We start from the raw sequence: 18,539 nt of genomic DNA on the forward strand, positions 1-18,539 counted from the left end.
CGTGGGATAGACGGTCGCAGATGTCGGTTGTTATAATGGATGATTAACTCTGTGGATCAAGTGGCGGCAACTACATCTTCACGCTTCTTGCCTTTCTCTTTGGCTTCTGTTCCTCGGCGTTCTGTTCCTTCTGCTGCTTTTCGTTCTTTGGCGCAGACTGTCCCGGACTCAGCGGCTCCTTGGTGTGCTTGGTCGCCTCATGGGTCTTGCCCTGCTCGTTGACGGCGACTTGTACCTTGTTCTCATTGGTCGGAATCTGTTCCTTCGCCTGTTTGAGGTCTGGATTGTTGCGGTAGGAACGTGGCTGCATCTTGTCGAAGTCGAACTTTACATAGGCGGTATAGGTACCGCTGCCGTTCTTGTTGGGCACTTCCTTGATCTCGATGGTCTTGCCTGCCACATAGTCGTCCTTCTGCTGCTCGGTCAGTTCCTTCTTGAAATAGGTGTTGAGTCGGCGGATGGTCCCGTCCTCATTGAGCCAGTGGTTGGGATCTTGCTGCTTCTTCTGACCGCCCGCATCACCTTCTGCCTTCTGCTCCTGCTTGTCAGCGGTCTGCTTCTTGTCTCCATTCTGTTTCTGACCTTGCGCCTGTCTTGTGCTGCCAGGCACGAACTCCACACCACGCTGTTCCACATTCACCTGCAGCAGCGGTGTAAACTTGCGCCCGTTGGCAAGCTCAATCTCCTTGCGAAGCGGAATACCTGAGTAGAGCACTCTCTTGTCGTCCTTGGTAATAGGTGTCTTGCCGATGGTATCGGGTATGCGCACCTTGTTGGTCGGGATGTCAACAATCTCATTGGTGAGACGGTCGATACTGATGAAATGAGGACGCAGCTCACCTGTATTCTTGTCGGGGAAATCCACTACCTTTCCGAGGTTGCCGTTCTGCAACAGGTTCTTCTTGTCCTCTGGAGTGAAGGTATAGCCTTTGTAAGCGACATCGAGTTTTGGCTCGTTGCGCACGAAATGCGGCACGAGTTGCAACTGGTCGTTATCGTCCTTGCGGAATGACAGACGGGCCTGTATCTCTATCTGTTCACCGCCGAAGGTCGGCTTCACAATCACAAGCCCCGTCTTGCCGTAGTTGAGCAGGGCTTTCATATCCTTCTCATTCATACTGTTGAAGTCTATGCCATATTTGGCACCAAGTTCCTGCAGGTTCACATCGTTACCACTAATGAGGTTCTGCTTTACACCCGGAGCGGTCTGTGCCTGCTGTTCGGTTGCGGTCTGTTCTGGTTTCTGTTCCATGTCGTTCTTCTTTTCGTTGGTTTGTTCAGATGATACATTCTCTTTTTCGGTGTTAGCCTGCGTCTTGGACGCATCGTCCGATGATGCGGTTTCTTTCGCCTGACCTTCCGATTGCTTTGCCTCTTTCTCATAATTGGAGGTGTCAACCTTGTGGGCGGAAAGAATCTCCTTGTTAGCCTCCGGATCTTTCAGCAACTCCTTCATCACGCCAAGCAGGTTTTCTGCCTGGTCTGCCGCTATGCGGTAGAATCCGAATCGGCTTGGCTCCTTGCACTGGCGGAAGAAGTTTCTAAAGAAACTGTCCATCAGGTCACTGTTGCGGTCAAAACGCAGGAAGTCGGGCGTGTTCTCCGCCTTGGCGGGTGCTCGCTTCGGGGTGCCGTCCCTGCTGAGTCCGGCGACGACGCTGATCTCGCCCGTCTTCTCGTCACGGACTACCAGCACGTCCTGTTCATCACTCTTTTTCTTTTGTACCATAATTGTAAATTTTTAATGGTGAATACTGTTGTTATTTGAATTTCTGATGAATGCGAGTCAAGTAATGCTCCACATTCTCTTTCTTGAATTCTTTGACATTATTCTCTACAAACTGCATCACATCCTCTTCCGTGTAGTAGGTTTTCTGCCCCAAACGCTTGTAGGGAAGCACTCCCAGACTGCGATAGCGTTGAAGGGAACGAGGGGATATTTGAAATAAGAGGCAGAGGTCTTGGTTGTCGAGCAATTTTTCATTGATGGCAGAACTTCCTTTTTGCTCCGTCTCTCGTTCGTGTCTCAACATCAGCATGTCGTAGATGCCGTCTATCTTTTTGTGTAGGTCATGGAGATATAACTCCAGTTTTCTCAATGTTCCATCTTCCATGCTCATGTTTCCTTTGCTATTGTTCGTTCCTCAACCATTCTTTCAATGGCTTCAACTTGGTATCGGCATTGATTACCAATTTTAATAAAATCAATGCGGTTCTCTGAGCGCATTCTCTGCAAGGTGCGCTTGCTCACACCAAGCATCTTAGCTGCATCGTCATTGGTCAACATCGGCTTCAATCCCTTACCCGTCAAGTTCTCTTGAAATGCCATTTTTGCCAATCGCACGTACTGGACTATTTCTGTCAACTGTTCTGTCAGCTTTTTGAAGGCTGCACTTTCCATTGTTATTACTTCCATTCTAATTCCGTTTGAAATGTTATATAATTCGTTGTTTTTATTTCTCGGCGGCAAAATTAACCATTTGCGAAATACCCGTTTAACAACTCATTAATGACCCACGTATAATTTTCTTGATTTTTCTTGCCAAGCGGTCGGCAAACCCCAGAAAAGCACTGCCACAGTTATTCATTTTCATTGTTTTTCTACATGCACACATTAACTTTGCATCCGAATTTGTTGAACCAATAAAACAGAGAATATGGAAGTAGTAACAATGGAAAAGAAGGCATTCGACTTGATGATGGCAAGATACGATGCCCTGGTAAAGAAAGTTGAGTTGCTGAAGCATAAGGCTAACGGCAAGCGTCTGAACAAATGGCTTACAGGTCATGAGGTCTGCCAGCAACTTCGCATCAGCCAGCGCACCTTACAAAAACTTCGTGACCGCCGTTTCTTGGGGCATACCCAGATAGGTCGCCAATTCTATTACTGCCCCGAAGAGGTCAAAGCCATCGTTCCGCTTATCGCCAGAATCAAATCGGTATAGCATAAAACCAAACTCGCCCAAGGCAAAGCCGAAAACTTCACCCTGGGCGAGCCAACACATTTTATATTCACCACTTAATCCAAATTGTAAACAATGAACATGAACCAACTTCTTACGCATGAGAGCAAGTCGATAGACACCGCCATGCAATCCTTGAAGAAAGCCAACAACTGGCTATCCTCATTCATCGAGTCCTACAGCCCACCTTTGGACGGGGAGCGATACCTCACCGACAAGGAACTCTCCGAGCTCCTGAAGCTTAGTCGCCGTACCTTGCAGGAATATCGCAGGCAAGGCATCTTGCCCTACATTATATTATGTGGCAAAACCCTCTATCCGGAATCCGAGATACAAGCACTTCTCACTGGTAATTACCGCAAGCCGATAATCGACGGCACTGTTTCACAAGGGGAGGGTACTGCTTCATAATAGCGAAACAAAAATAGCGTACAGGGTACAACGACAAAAATCGTTCCCCCCGTACGCTATTATATTATAAAGGTGTAGGAATCTTATTAAAAGATGAGAGATTCTAACTTGCACCTCTTGGCATCGTTCCGTTCATCACAATAATCATCGGATACTCGTGTTTTACTTGCTCTGCTTGGCAATCCTTGCGGTTTACTACCTTACTGATAAACCATTGTCTGAACAACAAGGCTTGGTATGTATCCATTTGAAGTGCTATGGCGATAATCACTTCCATATCATAGACATGCGCAGAATATCCATTTTCAAGTTTGATGTATTGAGAATGCTGGAAATCTTTCAGCACACTTTGTTTCCAAATGCGCTTGATGGTATTCTTCACTGCTGTCCCTGTTACATTCAACAGTTCGGCAATCTCCCAAACAGTCATCCACACCTCACCATGATGTGGGGCGTAGATGACCATATCTTCTTGTATTGTTATCACTTGTCGTTTCATACTCTGCCATTTATAGTGTTAGTATTATCGTTGCAAACATTTCCAAACGTGAATTCCTCAATGTTATTTATTTGCTGAGACAACTTTTCCACGTCTTTGCTCAATTTCTCCTTGGTAATCTTGGCATACACCTGGGTTGTCTTTATGTCCTTGTGACCAAGCATTGAACTCACGGTTTCTATTGGAACTCCGTTGGAGAGGCAAACCGAGGTTGCGAACGAATGACGGCTCATGTGCCAGGAAAGCGGCTTGGTAATACCACATTTTTTGCCCAGTCTTTTGAGCGAATCCATACAACTTTGGTAGTTGGGTACTGGAAACACCCTGCCGTCTTCACTCAATCCACGGTATTTTTCCATAATTTGCTTGGGATAATCAAGCAACTTGATGTTGGCTTCCGTTCCAGTCTTCTGTCGATGGATAACGATCCATTCACCTTCATCGAAAAATTCCTTGATGTTCTCTTCCTTCAAGTTGTACAGATCAATGAAAGCGAGACCTGTAAAACAGCAGAACAGGAACAAGTCACGCACCATACTCATCTTCTTTCTTGTGATAGGTGTTTCCATCAACAGGTGAATCTCTTCTTTGCTCAGAAACTCTCTTGTGGTCTCTTCTTCCTTGTACTCATATCGTCTGAATGGGTCTTTTACGAGCCATTCATTATCTATGGCACGGAATACCATTGCACGGAGATTGCGGACAAACACCATCGCAGAGTTTATCTTCAAGTGCTTGTCGGTTCTGAGAAAAGTCTCGTAGTCTGTTATAAAAGGCAGCGATAACTCTTTCAGAGCAATATCCTTCACATGGTAATGTGTCTGCAAGAACTCGCCCACATAGGCACACCCGATTCTATACTTCGTGTATGTACTCAAAGATTTCATGCCAGCCTTATATTGCTTTTCCATTTCATCACGGCTTTGAGAATAGACTTTCATCAGTGTATGGCAACGATACTCCAAGCCAAGAAAGGCGTTCTTCACCTTGTCGGCAGTGACGAAGTTGTCCCTGTCCATAATCTCCTGATAATGCTTGCTGATACTCACACGCATCTTGTCCAATTTGCGGTTCACCTCCAAAGCCTGCATACTCTTACCTATCATGCGTCCGCCCTTAGTGTCCCACAAATCTGGATTGGCAGTTGTCTTGCAACTGAACTGCGCCTGTGTTCCGTCCACTGTGATACGTCCCATAACTGGAACAGTACCATCTTTCTTTACTACCTGTCTTTTGAGGTAGAAGATAATTGAAAATGTACTCTTCATAACGTCATTCTTTTTTGCGTTCAAAATTAATACATGAAGAGTCTTTTCTTGCTACGCATTTCACGGCAGAACACGGCAAATTTGGTTCGTAACCAAAAATCTTACGTTACTCATCAGTAACTCACTATAAATCAGAGTATTCAAATTCAATTCGTAACCTTCCTCATTCTTCCGAACCTTAACATTCCTCATTTGGGGTATAGGTTACGGATAGGTAACGTTCCTCTGTCTCATCTTGTCGTATTCCCGTCTTCGTCTGTCCTCGCCACTTTTAACCAAAATGAGGAAAGTAACTGATAACCAGTAAACTTTCCTCATTCTTCTCTCAAACACTTTTTATATGTACTTTCTGGTAATGAATGTAATCTTTTCGTTTTCAATATTGAGCAGATCTTTATCTTCTACTTGGTTAATTATTTGTATCAAATCGCTCCAATCCATTTTGTTTTGTCCCCTTCTTGTATCTACATTATTTTCATCTTTCGCCCACAAACCATCGAAGTAATTTCTTCTAATGCGACGTGTAAATGCTGTCAGCTGTTTTGTATTAGGATGTTCTGCTAACAATGCAATCAGTGGCAAAACGATATCCAGATCAGCATTTCTAAGCCATTGCCAGACATTTTCTTGATTATCTAGGGCTATATCCTTATTCTGTCTTCTATAAATACTATGCAGAATAGTCTGAAGCTCAACATCGCTAGATATTTTTTCAACAAGTCTTGTCAATGCCTTAAAATACTTTTCAATATTGTCAAGAGAACGGAATTTCTCATAATTTTCCATCTCTTTCGTCTTTGTTGGAGCACTTATAAACAGATTTCTTGGATTCAAAGGCACAGGTTTTTCATTCACCGAAACTCTTTCCTTCATAAGTCCAATCTGCCAATACCACATAAAAAAAACTTGCATGCCATTGTCTGAAGTTGTGTCAGTCCCACGGTGATTCCAGAACCATTCTTCTCTATCTTCCCATTGGTCTGAATACAATTGGACTTGCTCCTTGGTTAATTTGGAATTACCAAGAAGTACTGGCTTGATGTTTTCTGTGGGTGATAAAGGCTCACCTGTAGTGTTTATTATAACATAAGTTTCTTCTCCTCTTGAACGGTTCTCCATGTCATAATAGAGAACTCTAAGATTGTTCAAAACAAATTTTCCAAGTTCCAAAAAACAATTAAATTCCAACGAATTAAATACATTATCTATGATTTGTAGCGCAGCAGTCATGCTTTGGATAGATGCATCGTTGTCGTATTCGGCAAAATACCAGTTTGATAGTTTTATATCAGTAACTCTTGTATTTCTTTCGATGAACACGTTACGTGAAAGATCGCTTAAGAAATAAAGGGTACTTTCACGGATTGCATATTGCAGATGAGGTTCATAATCGTCTTCTCTTTCCTGCTTTGAGATAATATAATCATCATATACGCCAGAACACTTAATGTTTATGTAGCCCAAAAGTAAAAAAAGAGTAGTCAATCTTTGTTGACCATCACATATCTGGATATGATTATGTGGTTGTTCGTATCCGTAAATTAGCCCCATAGTAAGGGATGAGCCATTTTTTTCTTCAAATAACTCGATAATATTTTTAACAAAGTCAGATACTAGTTCCTTAGTCTTGCTAGACTTTGGGTCAGTAACTGCATAATTACCCCAGCAATAATCACGTTGCAGATCAGGGATGATAATCTTTGTATCACCTCCAAACAGGTCTGCTAATGAGTAATCTCTGCCACTAATAAAACTTATAACCTTATTCATGTCTAATCTAAATTGTATAATTTCTTAAAAAGATTGAGAAACTTATCTGCGCTCTTTTCTATATCTTCTATTTCCCACTTACTGTTAGCAAACGAGGAGATAGTATGAAGTAAATTTCTACTTTCGAAGCATCTTTCATTATTGAAAAACTTTTGTTTTTTTTCTTCAAAAGATAGTTTGCCAAATTCAGAATTATCTTTACCATACAGCAGTACGAGATTTCCGATACAATGTTCGCTATATCTTGAATTGTTGCTGAATACGGCCTGTGAATCCTTCAAATCTGAAATTTGGTCTTTTTCCAGCTCTGTACCATCTCCCCTAATATATGTTTCCGTATTATGGTCTTTATCATATTCTGTATGATAGAACTTTGATTTTGGATATATATGCTCTAGAGATTTATTTTCCCATATTGAAAAATCAAATTTCACACCATTCTGTGCATTAAGTCTGTTATACTCAGTAACGTTAAGCCATAATAACTGCTTTAAGGCTGCGTCATTTTCGACATTATAGACATGAGCTTTTGACAGTTTCTCTAATATAATCTTTGCTTTTTCTACTCGCTTTTCTGAATTAGGAGTTCGCTTTTCTGTATTTATAGCATCGATAGTATATTCTTCTACAATTTCTTTATGAGTACATCCAACTAAACGCCACTTGGCGTAATCATTCATTGCTTCATAATCACGTTTGTGTTCCAGAAAGTATATAATTATATTATATTTATCGTCTGCCTCACCATTTGAGCCAATAAGAGAAAGTTTCAGGTAATTATATGATGTTGGTGCATTAAAGACATCCTCGAATTCTTTTTGTAAATCGCGAAGTTCCTTAAATACTTCTTTTGCTCTTGTTTTATTCCCATCAGGAATAAGTTGCTTAAATGATTTGTAGGAAAATTCATTTTTTGAACCTGATTTCTTCTTGAAATAATATTCAAGGAGCAATCCCATTGGCTTATTGACATTAAAGAACTCCTTGACATCTTTTCTATTCCACCAATAAAGCCATTTGTCCCATTCTCTAGCATATTTAGAGCGTAGTGCGTTGGTTTCCCATTCAACAGATATGATTTCTTGAAGAACAGCATATGTGTCTTCTACACTTCTCATTTTTGGGAGGCCTTTAATCTCTTCAGGAAGTGAAACGATATGGAGCATCTCTGCTTTAATGAGTTCTTCATCATGCATAATAGCTTTTTGTCCGTTCATCATTGTAAATGTACGGACAGCTTTAGTGCGATCTATGACGATATAAAGAAGACTTATTTTATTCAAAAGATAATTCAAGAAATCAGTCCTGTCTGTAATCTCTGCAATGAGCTTGTTTATTTGGCTGATTGCCTGCTTAAAATAGTAGATGTCTTGAATTTTGTTATCAGGATCAAATGAGTTGTAGTCAAATTCTGGTTCTTTCAGTTTCTCCAGGAACTCTTTTGATTGCTTTCGAATACTATAGTTCAAAGAAATATCTTTATGTATTATATTTTTAGGGTCAAGACACCACAATAAGAGATATAATGTTGTAGTTCTCTGTTGTCCATCTATTAGGGTTACTTCATTACCCTCTTCAACAACAGTCATTCCTTGAAGAAAATACTGCTGGTTAGGATTATTACGATAGGAGTCAATAAGGCGAGAAACCAAATACTCAACCGAAGTCTCGTCTTTGGATTCTCTAACAGACCACTTATACCCCCTTTGGTAGCTCGGTATGATGAATGTTTTACTACCATTATCTGGGTAAAAATACTCCTTAAGAGTTTTGAAATTTGTTGCCATATGTTTGAATCTTGTTTAAAATTCCACATACCCCTGATATATAGGGGAAATAATAACAGCTTCCTGGAAAAAAGTTATTACCCTTATGGTCGTTTAATGACAGAGGAACAACAAATTAAAGAGTAACTGTTATGGCTGCAAAGTTAAGTGTTTTTTTGATTAATCCAACATATTTTGTGTTAAAAGTTCATTGTGAAGCAATTTAATAGCACTTTTAACCTGATTTATAGTACTGATGTCCTTCTTTTCTTTTGATTCATAGTAGATAGAGCTGGCTTCTGATTCATTTAAAAAGGATCTTGCACATAAAATGGGGTCAAAGATATTTTTCAGGTTAACTGTTTTCTTATGCTCAAATGCTGCCCATAGGGTAAAATAAAAAACTTAAAACCTCATTTCTGTTAACCTACAGGAATGAAGCTTTAAGCCTTCTTATATTAACTAATTGAATAGCTGTACAGATGGGGCGTTGGTTATTTCCGTAGCCATTCTGTTGACAGTATCGTACATCAGCTTGTTGAGCTTGTCATCAAGACAAGTCTTTTTTCCTGGGTGGATCTGCTCTACTTTCTTGTCGTAGAACTTTGCCCATTCTTGTGCCCAAGAGAAGAGCTGCTCATCCACTGGTTCCAAGTTATGCTCGTTGCTTTTCTTTTTGAGTTGCAACAGGTGGGCGATTTTCTCCTTTATGCTTGTATCTTCTACTGTTGCATTTACCAGTTCAGAGAATCTCACCGGTGGAACGGTACCTTCGTCTGTTAACCATTTGCATACAAGAATGCCTCTAAGGTAGTAGAGGAATCTCTTTAATGGCAGTCCATAGTCCTTGATGTATCTGTCATTATGCTTTTTGTAGATGTGATTATAGTGGAACATGGCTTTCTCCCTGTTGAAGTATTGGTCTTCCATTTGCTGCATTTCGCCGATGAACTTTTCGTCCTTGCAGTAGATGATAGGGGAGTGGAGCCATTCAAAGAGGGAAGGGTTGGAACGTTTGAACAGACGTAGGGCTTTCCTCAGGTCCCAGCCCGACATATCCGTTTCATCAGGAAACATCTGTTCTATGGTATCCTTTTGCTCTTCGATATGGAAGTACCACTCCGGTTCATGGACATAGATGAAGCGTACGTCCCAATCGCTGTCAGGAGATGCGAATCCCCATGCCCTGCTACCTGATTCCACGGCATACAGGATCTTCACGTGTTGCTGCTGCTCGATTTCATGGAGGTGTCCGAGAATTCTTTCCTTAATGGAATAATGCTCTTGCATAGCCTTGTGAACCTTGAGAAGGTGAGGAGACAAGAATCTCTTTTCTTTGGTATATTCAATCTCCTTGCCATTTTCCAGGATCTTAAAGTGGATGGTGTTATACTCTTTGTTCTCAAATCCCTCCAGAAGAATCATGGAGGATGATCTTCCCACAGAGATATATGATACCTTATATTCCTTTCCTGTTTCCAGTTCGGTGTAGCTGCCTCCTAGGTAAACTGCCGTTAGGGTATCTGTTTTATTGAAGTATTCTCTCAGATAGTCTGTTTGGCTCATGCCATACAAGTCTGCCATATTATTGTTTTGTTCCATCATTTTGCATTTTAATTGTTGTCTTCATCGAAATGGGTATGCTGTTCGTACAGTTCTGCCATTTCCTTAGTTTTGTCTCTCATATAGCTTACAGCATTTCGGGGATAGATGACTCTTACCCCGGGGCCATAGCTCATGAGTACAGAGTAGAGTTCAAAGTTGATGACCACTGAGATCTTGAAGATACAGCTTCCGTCCTCATTCTGCCTGATAAGCTCCTGGCTATGATGAAGCGGCTTGGTCATGATATACTTGCTTTGCTCAGGGGAAGCCCAGAACTTGATGGTGCGTGGCTTGTTGTCGATATTCTTGCTCACCCCTATAACATCGTCGAAGAACTTCTCGCTATCAAACTTCGGGTTCTCCCTGAAGGGTTCATCGACAGGCTCAATGGATACAATTCTGTCAAGGGCAAAGTTGTACAGGACCAAGTCTTTTTTCACTGAGCAGAAAAGGAACCATCTGTTTCTGTATTCCTTCAGCAAATAAGGGTAGAGAATATATTCATTTGCCTCCTTTGCGTTGAAAGACTGATACATGATTCTAAGCGTCTGCTTGTTGGCGATGTAATTGTAGAGAGGGTTCAGAAGTTCCAGTCCTTTGAGGTTCGGCATCGAGTCAAAGTGGATGATGGGCTTTCTGTTGCTTCTGCTGATCGATAGCTTGTCTTGCAATCTTCCCACCACGTCTGCCATCTCCGAGAAATGGTCAAAGTCCTCCAGCTGCTTGAGCATTTCAACGGCTTCCTTCATGATTTCATAGTCGTTTTCAGACAGAGGCATGTCGAAGATGGAATAGTCGGGATCGGCATAGCGGTAGTATTTGCCGTCATATACTTCTATAGGGGCATTGTAGCCCAGTTTGTCACTGCGCATGATCTGCAGGTCGGCCTGCACGGTTCTTAATGAGACTCCTTTAGAGATGCCTTCCATGTCATAGAGGGCATCACTGCAAGCATCCACCAGATTGTCGATAGTCCATCGGCGATACTTGTTTCTCAGGCAATTGTCTATAGTCTTGTACCTTATTAAGGCATTCTTGTTTGCTGGCATAAGCTATTCATTTAAAAGTTTGGTGCAAAGATAACAAATAACTCCGCAATCTATTTGCGTAGCCATGAATATTTAACTTTTTCCTGCAAAAAAACAAAAGGAGGACTCCTTTTCCAGAAGAGTCCTCCTACATTTGCCGATTAAATAAATACATCCACGAAAGAATAAGTTCGTAAACGCTTTGTATTTTACCAATTGTCGTTCTCGTTGCCGGTAAGACCATTCTTGATACACTCCTCAATCTTGTCCATTACTACATTTGAGTAGGCATGTGCCATGATCAAGGCTTTGCAGGATGTCTTTTTATGGGAGTCTTTGGCTGCAAATGGGAAGCAGGAATCCAAGGTCCACTTTTCATCGGAACGAACTGGTGGAGTCTGGCTTCCTCCAAGAGCTGCCATCCATCCGCCGCCTACCATCTTGGTGACACTGTAGAAAGGTACAGTATAGGTAACTCTCACCTTTCCGTCCTTGATATCACACTTGATGACGGGTTTGATGCTCACGTTGTAGGCGTTGCTTCCACCTGCGTGTTGTGCGATGTCTGCTACATAACCTTGTGCGATGATGGTTCCCAGTTCCTTGTCATTGAGTTTGATCACAGAGTTGGCGTCATTGAAGGTGGCAGTGAACCAATAATTGAGAAGAACATAGAGCTGTGCCTTGCTTTGGCCAGGTGCTTCCATGACCTGTACATAGTCGATGGCGTTGTTCTTGTCAAGAGTGAGTTGCTTGCCAAGATTAGAGGCAGCTTCTACCCATTTGTCTCCATATTTCTCCTTGGCATACTTCTCTAGTTCCTCTGCTCTGAGAATCTGGGCGTTTGCTGAAATTACAGCTGTTAGCAAAAGTGCTAATGACATTATTACTTTTTTCATTGTTTACCTTGTTTTATGAATGTGAATTGTTTATCTCGTTTCTGGCAGATTATCTTCCATTATCATGGTCATGAATCCATGCTTTCTGTTCATAACTGAGTCTATCCCAGTTGGTACGTGGCTTTCTTTTGTCGGTGTGGGTGATGGCTTTGCCAAAACCCTTAAATAACCATGCAAAGAAAAAAACTAAAAAAATACTTCCCATAAAATTAAATATGTTTGTCAGCACCTTGGAACCATTCCTCGGTTTCTCTGAATCTTATTATTATAAAATAGGTGTTAGCTATGCAGGGAATTTGTATAGAGATACATTCCTGCAAGATTCAATGAACTGTCATAGTTCATTATTGCATACTTTCTGTGTTTCTAACGATCTTGGCGATATGTATCATTACTATGTTCCATAGCTTTACCAAAACCCTTGAAGAAATTAGCAAAAAACAGTAATAAGAAAATTGCTCCCATATTATGAATGTTATTAGTCAGTACCTTGGAACCATTCCTCGGTTTCTCTGAATCACGATGCAAAGGTACGGGCGTCCTGTGCAGTCAATCTGCATAGAAAAATATTTTTAAGAAAATGCATAAAAAAGAGAAAAAATCGCTTTTAATGCCATTAGCGATGTCTCTTTTATGTTCAAAGTGTGATGTCATTTAATCGTGTTTATCGATAAGAAATTTGCTCAGTGATGTATTGTTGATAGGAGAATTGGAATATAGTTTTACCTGATGTAGTTTCAGGCAAAGCTAGTTTTAGTAGAATTTTAGGTGGCTAGTTACATATATCTTGACGTTTGTCGGAAACTTTCACGATGACTTAGTTATAAAGTTCACTAAAATAAAAAGGCGAATGTCATCACGACACCCGCCATTTATGATAATCAATGTTAATCTTTACCTACTTTCTTTGTAACTGCAAAATAATTATTGTATATTTGCAGCGTGAGGGATGGGTTAACCTTCAGAGACCCGCTCTTATTCCAGCCAGGCTTTTTTTAGTCTGGCTTTTTTGTTAGCCTAAGTGAGTGGAAGTTTCATCCATTCTTCTTGCCTCTTCAAACTTTTCCTTCATCGTGGGGTTACCGCGAGTGAGTTTCTTGATACTCAGGTCTTCCGTGTCATTGTTAGCCAGGCGAAGGTAGTTCTCTGAGCTGAGGAGATTATCCTTCATCTTCTGGAGAGACTTGATGGTCTTGTCGATCTCTTCAATGGCCTTGTTGAATTTTTCGCTGGCTTTCTGATAGTGACCGGCGAATTTGTCACGGAAGGCATTGACCTTGTTTTCAAAGTTGGTAACATCCACACTTTGCTGGCGAGCCAAAATGAGTTCCTTCTGGTACTCTATGCTCTTCTTGGATGCCTGGGTGAGGAGTGAGATCAGTGGCATGAAGAACTGAGGACGGATTACATACATCTTCGGATACTTGTAGGAAACATCAACGATACCTTCGTTATATAGCTCACTGTCTGGTTCCAGGAGAGAGACCAAAACCGCATACTCGCAGCCTTTTTCTTTTCTGTCTTTGTCGAGCTTGGCAAAGAAGTCCTCGTTTTTATGCTTTGTAGCCGTGGTTTCCATCTCGTTTTTCATTTCAAACATGATGGAAATGTACTCTACGCTATCTGCTGTGTCTCGGAAGATGAAATCTCCCTTACTGCCGCCACTTGCATCATTGTCCTTTTCAAAGTAGGCGCATGGGTACATCATGCTTCTTACTCTGTTGAACTCAGTGCTGCAGTGAACCTCCAGGCTCTCTCCAATCATCTTGGTGGACATGTGGGCTTTCAGCTCCTTGTAGTGATCTACTTCCTCCTGCTTGAGCTTCAGCCGGCTTTGAAAGTCTTCTTTCAAGGTTTTTTCCTTGATGATTGCTTCCTTCTGGGCCAGCTCCATGTCTCCCTTGAGCTTCTGAATCTCCTGTTCCTTCTCTTGGAGGGTCTCCTTACTCTTATTCTGCTCCTCCAGGATGGCAACCTTTAATTTGCTTTCGTTAGAGGACAGCTGTGTCTGCAAGGCTGCGATTTCCTTATCCTTTTTGGCAATCTCTTTTGCCAGACTGAGTTGGTTGGTATTCTCAATACCTTCTAGTTGGCTCTGAAGCTTGGCTATCTCAGCATCTTTCTGGGTAAGGTTAAGCTCTTTCTCAGAAAGCAGTTTCTGATAGTTCTGTTCTGCTTTCAAGGTCTCAGCCTTTTGCTCAGCCTTCTGCTGTTTCTCGAGTTCCTTCATGCGTCGTTCTACCTCCTGGTTAAACTCTGCATTCTTGACTTGGCCAACAATAGCAGCATAGTCTGCTTCATCTACCTTGAAGACGTTGCCGCATTTAGGGCATTTCAGTTCTTTCATATCGTATATTTTAATCTGTTATTTGATTGAATTGTCTATATTAAGTAAGGATTGATCACTTTCGGAACTTTCCATCTGGTTCCGGAAGGTATCTTCCTGCTATTTCTGTTTTAGCAAAGGGTATGCCAAATATAATTTTCTGCCAAAGGTGAGTCGGAGAAGTAGCAGGAAAGGAATTTTACTGTTCTTATTCCCGGTCACCTACCATGTTGGTTAGAATATATAGTCAGATTTTCTCCATTTGCTATACGATCCATAGTTCATCGTCAAAGAAGTCCTTCTCGCCCAGTTTTTCACCAATCGCCTTGTATGGCATTTGACTGCAGTTAGGGCAGATGCAGTGGAAGTGTTTCCAGACGTTGTCTCCGTTCTTGCATTTTTGATCGGTTCTTCTTGGAATGAAGCGTACAAAATGATTGTTCTGCTCACAGTCCTCTCCCCATATCTTCTTGTAGTTATAGCCGCAGATCTCACAAGTTCCTTCAGTAACTTTGGATAGGTATTCTTCAAGTCGATCAGGGATATAGCCAGCCGTAAATGCCTTACTTGCTCTTTGGGAGTCCAATACATTATAGTACTTATAGACGTATTCAGCCCACATTTTTTCAAGCTTGAATGCCATATTGTCCGCGATGACTCTTCCGCTATGTCCACCTGCCCAGTCAAATTCTGGCATGGCTTCTTTGAGTTCCTGCGTGGATATGTAAGGGGTTGTCTCTATGTTAACAATGCATTCACAAAACAGGTCGGCATAATAAACTTCACGGTCTTTTCCACTCCAATCCTTATCTTTATAAGGATCAGATTGGATAGTTCCAGCCATGATGATGCCAGTTCTTCCTTCCCCTACTTTTACCATGAAAAATCGATCTCCATCTTTTACCTGCTCATGGTCCCATATAGACCAGTTGAGGTCTAGATATTCGTTGGGACAGTCTCCTTCATTATAGCTATCCAATACTTGGATGCACTTGCTCAAGTCTTCCTTATGGAAGCTTGAAATAGCAGGATTCCACATTAAAACAACAGTCTTCATCTTTTTGATATTTTTAGTTCAACAAAGTTTTGATTAATATTTAAGTTGCAATTGTCAAGCAACTATGTTTTATCGATTTAGATGTCTTTTCATACTAGCCTCCTTTTTACCTTACCTTGGGACAATCCCTTGGTTTCTTAGTTTGATGTTGCAAAGGTAATAAGTATGTGTGCAGTCTATCTGCGCAGGAAAATATTTCTAAGATTTTTGATGTTTTTATGAGGGAATAACAGCTTTTGGGGTCTATTTCGGTGAGTAGAGTTATATTTTTCTAGTTGGATTTTGGCTTTTCAATGGATTTTGTTATATTTGCATTTGCAATCAAATTTTGGTTTTATGGTAAAGTTGAAGTCTTTTATCGATGTAAACAAACGAATTGTTCTGAACTTGATAGAGTTGGATGAACAGAATGCATCACTGGGTGTTAATCTGGATGATGCGGTTATTGCTGTGTGGGAAGCTTTGGTGTATCTGGATTATAAGAAACTGGATGCCAAAGATTCCAAGTTGCGTTATGTTGCTTCTATGTCTCGTGTACCTGGTGCTTAGATGAATAGGTTTAGAAGCTATACACGTGAGGCGCTTCATGAGGCATTGCGAAAGGAGCGTTTGGTCAATTTGACATCAAGTATCGAAAAGGAGTGTGTGCTTTCTGATTTGAAGGTGATTGAGCGTATTGACAATCATGAGACTGTTGTTTTGAATGAACGATTAAAGGAAAGCTATAAGCGTATCAAGGTAGAGGCTTGGCCTTTTGGCACAGACCTTTATGAAGAGCAGAAAGTATCTAGACCCGTAAGAAAGATGAAGGGCCCCAAATTCCTTAAATACAAGGTTGACAAAAGTGTGGAAGAGGCACTTGCTCCTTTCATTGACCTGTACATAGAAGATTGGGACTATGTAGTAGAAAGAGAATCTTATAAGTGGGATGCTGTTAAATGCTTCCAAGAACATTTTTCCTTAGATGCTGAGGATTTTGTTGAAATGATGCGCGCTTCTTTGGACAAAACTGACAATCTCCTTAGCGGCAATATGTATTTTGCCCGTGCTACCATCTTGAAGATGATGGAAACGAATCCTGAGGATGTCAGAACTTGCTTTAGACATTTATATGATGAGTCTATAGATATAGCTGATAGAATGACAAGTTTCCTTCAACGCATCAAGAAACTGTTTAGTATTCAGAAGGCGCAGGGACTTTTTAAAGATAATGAAACTTATCAGCAAAGTTCAAGAACTGTTTCTGTTTATCTGTCGTTAAATAAGCCTGCTGAGCATTACCTTTACATGGAAAAAATGTATCAGACCTTTTTGGATGTCACCGGTGCCGATCTTCCAAAGATTGGTCGCACTGATTATGTACTCTTTGAGTATGAGATGGTTTGCGATGAGATTAGAAAGATATTGCTGAAAAATGACAAGCTGGTAGCTTTGCATGATAAGACGTATTCTGATATATATGATTATCATTTGTTGACTCAGGATTTTCTGTATTATGTCTCTACTCATTATTTAGTATTGCATCCAACTGGGAAAGAGGAGTAATGGAGTTTAAAATGTTAGGTAAGTAGTATATCATAAGGTAGTGAAACCTTGCTGGGTATGAGAGGCAAATTGAAAAGTTGAAGGAGAAAGCAAAGATGTTTCGCCAAGCGGAACTTTGACAACTCCTTCCGCAAACCCATAGGCTGATGGGGTGACTTTGCCATCAAGCGAAACATCAAATTAGAAAGACGTTTCTTCCAACAAACCCCTGGTCTCCTGATGTGGAGGTAGGTGCTCGCATCTCTAATCTTTCTGGGAAATCACTAATCCTTATAGTCCAACAGCGAACGATTCCCGCTGACGTGGACTACTTGGATTAGGATTTCATTGCGAAGATAGTGGAAATAGGTGAGAACTCTGTAAAGAAAGAGGAAAACTTTCAGAGGATAGTGAACTTTTTGTGATGTTGATAGCTTTGGACTAATAACAAAATGTGGTTTATGGGGGATGCTTTCTGTATCTGCATCCCCCATATAATTAACCCACATTGTAGCAGCCTTTGGTGAAAAACTTAAAGAGTCTTATTTGTGAAATAAAAGTGTAGATACTTCTTTTGCTCTCTGCTTGCAGTATTCATAGTTGCTAATGACAGATGTCAAATCTTGTTCGTTTTGTATTGGAAAACAGCTTGGTTGGCTAAGATGGTTATACCATTGAGAAATTTTATTCCCATATGGTAGCTCCCACCACATGAAATTTTCATGTTGCATTCTCCTTTTGTCGTGAATTCTCCACCCTCAGGAATTACTTTCTGAAGTTCTGTAAATTTTTCGTAATTACTCTTGAAGCCTTAATGTAATTATCGACCTCATTTCCTTGAATGGTTACAAATTCGCCATTATATCTTAAATCAGGTCCATTAAAATAATATTGTATATACCAACCATCTTCTGTGACATTAAGTTCACCACCTGATGCTAAAGGTTCTGTATATTTTGCTTTATTCATAACTTCTATTGTTTTTGTGCAAATATACTATTTTAAATCTAAATATTTGCATAAAACACAATAAAAACGACTTTTTAAACATAAAAAAGTGTATTTTGGTACTATTATTGATTTTTTTTCTTATCTTTGTGGCATATTTAAGAAATAGAAAATTATGGGGAAGACGACAAGGTTGAATCGTTTGAAAGTCGTGTTGGCTGAAAGACAACGGACAAACAAATGGCTAGCTGAAAAATTGGATAAAGATCCAGCTACTGTGTCTAAGTGGTGTACCAATCGGGCACAGCCGGGATTGGAGACTTTGTACCAGATTGCTTCATGTCTTGATGTTGATGTGACAGCTCTGCTTGTACCAAATAAAGAGGAGAATAATATGTAGTGACTAACTTTCCAAGTGCCATTTTTATAAAGTTAGCCATCATCTCTTACCAATACTAGGTGAAAGTGAAGATGG

At 40.8% G+C, this 18,539-nt stretch carries 18 protein-coding genes; 5 read left to right on the forward strand and 13 right to left on the reverse strand.

From position 1 onward, the window contains the following. Positions 1–70 precede the first annotated feature (70 nt). The 3 genes from CFT61_RS03720 to CFT61_RS03730 all read right to left on the reverse strand — a co-directional run bounded on the left by CFT61_RS03720 (position 71) and on the right by CFT61_RS03730 (position 2,416). Positions 71–1,729 carry a DUF4099 domain-containing protein gene (locus CFT61_RS03720; RefSeq protein WP_089543134.1) on the reverse strand — a complete coding sequence of 553 codons (1,659 nt, stop codon included), beginning with the start codon at positions 1,727–1,729 and terminating at the stop codon, positions 71–73. A gap of 31 nt (positions 1,730–1,760) precedes the next feature. Continuing rightward, a complete protein-coding gene (locus tag CFT61_RS03725; RefSeq protein WP_081978971.1) occupies positions 1,761–2,039 on the reverse strand; it encodes a helix-turn-helix domain-containing protein in 279 nt (92 codons plus the stop codon). Positions 2,040–2,116: 77 nt separating this feature from the next. Then, complete coding sequence (locus tag CFT61_RS03730; protein ID WP_068856520.1) at positions 2,117–2,416, reverse strand: helix-turn-helix domain-containing protein; 300 nt, start codon at positions 2,414–2,416, stop codon at positions 2,117–2,119. Positions 2,417–2,657: 241 nt separating this feature from the next. Between CFT61_RS03730 and CFT61_RS03735 the strand changes: the two genes are divergently transcribed. Both CFT61_RS03735 and CFT61_RS03740 read left to right on the forward strand, forming a co-directional pair. After that, positions 2,658–2,945: a helix-turn-helix domain-containing protein gene (locus CFT61_RS03735; RefSeq protein ID WP_071122342.1), complete on the forward strand. Its 288-nt coding sequence runs from the start codon at positions 2,658–2,660 to the stop codon at positions 2,943–2,945. A 93-nt stretch (positions 2,946–3,038) separates the two neighbouring features. Further along, complete coding sequence (locus tag CFT61_RS03740; RefSeq protein ID WP_089543135.1) at positions 3,039–3,374, forward strand: helix-turn-helix domain-containing protein; 336 nt, start codon at positions 3,039–3,041, stop codon at positions 3,372–3,374. 103 nt (positions 3,375–3,477) lie between these two features. On the opposite strand, the gene CFT61_RS03745 is transcribed toward CFT61_RS03740, so the two are convergent. The 9 genes from CFT61_RS03745 to CFT61_RS03785 all read right to left on the reverse strand — a co-directional run bounded on the left by CFT61_RS03745 (position 3,478) and on the right by CFT61_RS03785 (position 15,592). Then, the gene (locus tag CFT61_RS03745; protein ID WP_229035388.1) at positions 3,478–3,873 is read right to left on the reverse strand and encodes a hypothetical protein; all 396 of its coding nucleotides are present in this window, start codon (positions 3,871–3,873) and stop codon (positions 3,478–3,480) included. Beyond that, the gene (locus CFT61_RS03750) at positions 3,870–5,141 is read right to left on the reverse strand and encodes a site-specific integrase (RefSeq protein ID WP_089543136.1); all 1,272 of its coding nucleotides are present in this window, start codon (positions 5,139–5,141) and stop codon (positions 3,870–3,872) included. The genes CFT61_RS03745 and CFT61_RS03750 overlap by 4 nt, the downstream gene beginning before the upstream one ends. 336 nt (positions 5,142–5,477) lie before the next feature. Further along, complete coding sequence (locus CFT61_RS03755; RefSeq protein ID WP_089543137.1) at positions 5,478–6,911, reverse strand: DUF262 domain-containing protein; 1,434 nt, start codon at positions 6,909–6,911, stop codon at positions 5,478–5,480. A gap of 2 nt (positions 6,912–6,913) precedes the next feature. Then, positions 6,914–8,698: a DUF262 domain-containing protein gene (locus CFT61_RS03760; protein WP_089543138.1), complete on the reverse strand. Its 1,785-nt coding sequence runs from the start codon at positions 8,696–8,698 to the stop codon at positions 6,914–6,916. Positions 8,699–9,139: 441 nt separating this feature from the next. Beyond that, complete coding sequence (locus tag CFT61_RS03765) at positions 9,140–10,282, reverse strand: nucleotidyltransferase domain-containing protein (protein ID WP_089543139.1); 1,143 nt, start codon at positions 10,280–10,282, stop codon at positions 9,140–9,142. A gap of 8 nt (positions 10,283–10,290) precedes the next feature. Beyond that, positions 10,291–11,331 (reverse strand): helix-turn-helix transcriptional regulator, encoded by a 1,041-nt coding sequence (locus tag CFT61_RS03770; RefSeq protein WP_089543140.1) that lies wholly within the window; start codon positions 11,329–11,331, stop codon positions 10,291–10,293. A 188-nt stretch (positions 11,332–11,519) separates the two neighbouring features. Next, the gene (locus CFT61_RS03775; protein ID WP_089543141.1) at positions 11,520–12,209 is read right to left on the reverse strand and encodes a DUF4468 domain-containing protein; all 690 of its coding nucleotides are present in this window, start codon (positions 12,207–12,209) and stop codon (positions 11,520–11,522) included. A gap of 1,012 nt (positions 12,210–13,221) precedes the next feature. After that, positions 13,222–14,556: a DUF2130 domain-containing protein gene (locus CFT61_RS03780; protein WP_089543142.1), complete on the reverse strand. Its 1,335-nt coding sequence runs from the start codon at positions 14,554–14,556 to the stop codon at positions 13,222–13,224. Positions 14,557–14,800: 244 nt separating this feature from the next. Beyond that, complete coding sequence (locus CFT61_RS03785; protein WP_142990543.1) at positions 14,801–15,592, reverse strand: hypothetical protein; 792 nt, start codon at positions 15,590–15,592, stop codon at positions 14,801–14,803. 336 nt (positions 15,593–15,928) lie between these two features. Here CFT61_RS03785 and CFT61_RS03790 point away from each other — a divergent pair, with 336 nt between their 5' ends. Next, positions 15,929–16,141, forward strand: a complete 213-nt coding sequence (locus CFT61_RS03790; RefSeq protein ID WP_089543144.1) for a hypothetical protein — start codon at positions 15,929–15,931, stop codon at positions 16,139–16,141. A 69-nt stretch (positions 16,142–16,210) separates the two neighbouring features. Further along, positions 16,211–17,137: a hypothetical protein gene (locus CFT61_RS03795; RefSeq protein WP_176425487.1), complete on the forward strand. Its 927-nt coding sequence runs from the start codon at positions 16,211–16,213 to the stop codon at positions 17,135–17,137. A 744-nt stretch (positions 17,138–17,881) separates the two neighbouring features. On the opposite strand, the gene CFT61_RS03805 is transcribed toward CFT61_RS03795, so the two are convergent. Beyond that, positions 17,882–18,085, reverse strand: coding sequence for a hypothetical protein (locus CFT61_RS03805; protein ID WP_089543147.1), 204 nt, complete (start codon positions 18,083–18,085; stop codon positions 17,882–17,884). 154 nt (positions 18,086–18,239) lie between these two features. Between CFT61_RS03805 and CFT61_RS03810 the strand changes: the two genes are divergently transcribed. Beyond that, entirely contained in the window at positions 18,240–18,464 is a 225-nt protein-coding gene (locus CFT61_RS03810) for a helix-turn-helix transcriptional regulator (protein ID WP_089543148.1), read from the forward strand. The last annotated feature ends 75 nt before the right edge of the window (positions 18,465–18,539 follow it).

It is taken from the genome of Segatella copri, assembly GCF_002224675.1.
GTDB lineage: Bacteria > Bacteroidota > Bacteroidia > Bacteroidales > Bacteroidaceae > Prevotella > Prevotella copri_U.

Excerpts from the sequence above, each read along its gene's own strand:
- CFT61_RS03720 (WP_089543134.1), bottom strand. The coding sequence starts at position 1,729 with ATGGTACAAAAGAAAAAGAGTGATGAACAGGACGTGCTGGTAGTCCGT.
- CFT61_RS03725 (WP_081978971.1), bottom strand. The coding sequence starts at position 2,039 with ATGCTGATGTTGAGACACGAACGAGAGACGGAGCAAAAAGGAAGTTCT.
- CFT61_RS03730 (WP_068856520.1), bottom strand. The coding sequence starts at position 2,416 with ATGGAAGTAATAACAATGGAAAGTGCAGCCTTCAAAAAGCTGACAGAA.
- CFT61_RS03735 (WP_071122342.1), top strand. The coding sequence starts at position 2,658 with ATGGAAGTAGTAACAATGGAAAAGAAGGCATTCGACTTGATGATGGCA.
- CFT61_RS03740 (WP_089543135.1), top strand. The coding sequence starts at position 3,039 with ATGAACATGAACCAACTTCTTACGCATGAGAGCAAGTCGATAGACACC.
- CFT61_RS03745 (WP_229035388.1), bottom strand. The coding sequence starts at position 3,873 with ATGAAACGACAAGTGATAACAATACAAGAAGATATGGTCATCTACGCC.
- CFT61_RS03750 (WP_089543136.1), bottom strand. The coding sequence starts at position 5,141 with ATGAAGAGTACATTTTCAATTATCTTCTACCTCAAAAGACAGGTAGTA.
- CFT61_RS03755 (WP_089543137.1), bottom strand. The coding sequence starts at position 6,911 with ATGAATAAGGTTATAAGTTTTATTAGTGGCAGAGATTACTCATTAGCA.
- CFT61_RS03760 (WP_089543138.1), bottom strand. The coding sequence starts at position 8,698 with ATGGCAACAAATTTCAAAACTCTTAAGGAGTATTTTTACCCAGATAAT.
- CFT61_RS03765 (WP_089543139.1), bottom strand. The coding sequence starts at position 10,282 with ATGATGGAACAAAACAATAATATGGCAGACTTGTATGGCATGAGCCAA.
- CFT61_RS03770 (WP_089543140.1), bottom strand. The coding sequence starts at position 11,331 with ATGCCAGCAAACAAGAATGCCTTAATAAGGTACAAGACTATAGACAAT.
- CFT61_RS03775 (WP_089543141.1), bottom strand. The coding sequence starts at position 12,209 with ATGAAAAAAGTAATAATGTCATTAGCACTTTTGCTAACAGCTGTAATT.
- CFT61_RS03780 (WP_089543142.1), bottom strand. The coding sequence starts at position 14,556 with ATGAAAGAACTGAAATGCCCTAAATGCGGCAACGTCTTCAAGGTAGAT.
- CFT61_RS03785 (WP_142990543.1), bottom strand. The coding sequence starts at position 15,592 with ATGAAGACTGTTGTTTTAATGTGGAATCCTGCTATTTCAAGCTTCCAT.
- CFT61_RS03790 (WP_089543144.1), top strand. The coding sequence starts at position 15,929 with ATGGTAAAGTTGAAGTCTTTTATCGATGTAAACAAACGAATTGTTCTG.
- CFT61_RS03805 (WP_089543147.1), bottom strand. The coding sequence starts at position 18,085 with ATGAATAAAGCAAAATATACAGAACCTTTAGCATCAGGTGGTGAACTT.
- CFT61_RS03810 (WP_089543148.1), top strand. The coding sequence starts at position 18,240 with ATGGGGAAGACGACAAGGTTGAATCGTTTGAAAGTCGTGTTGGCTGAA.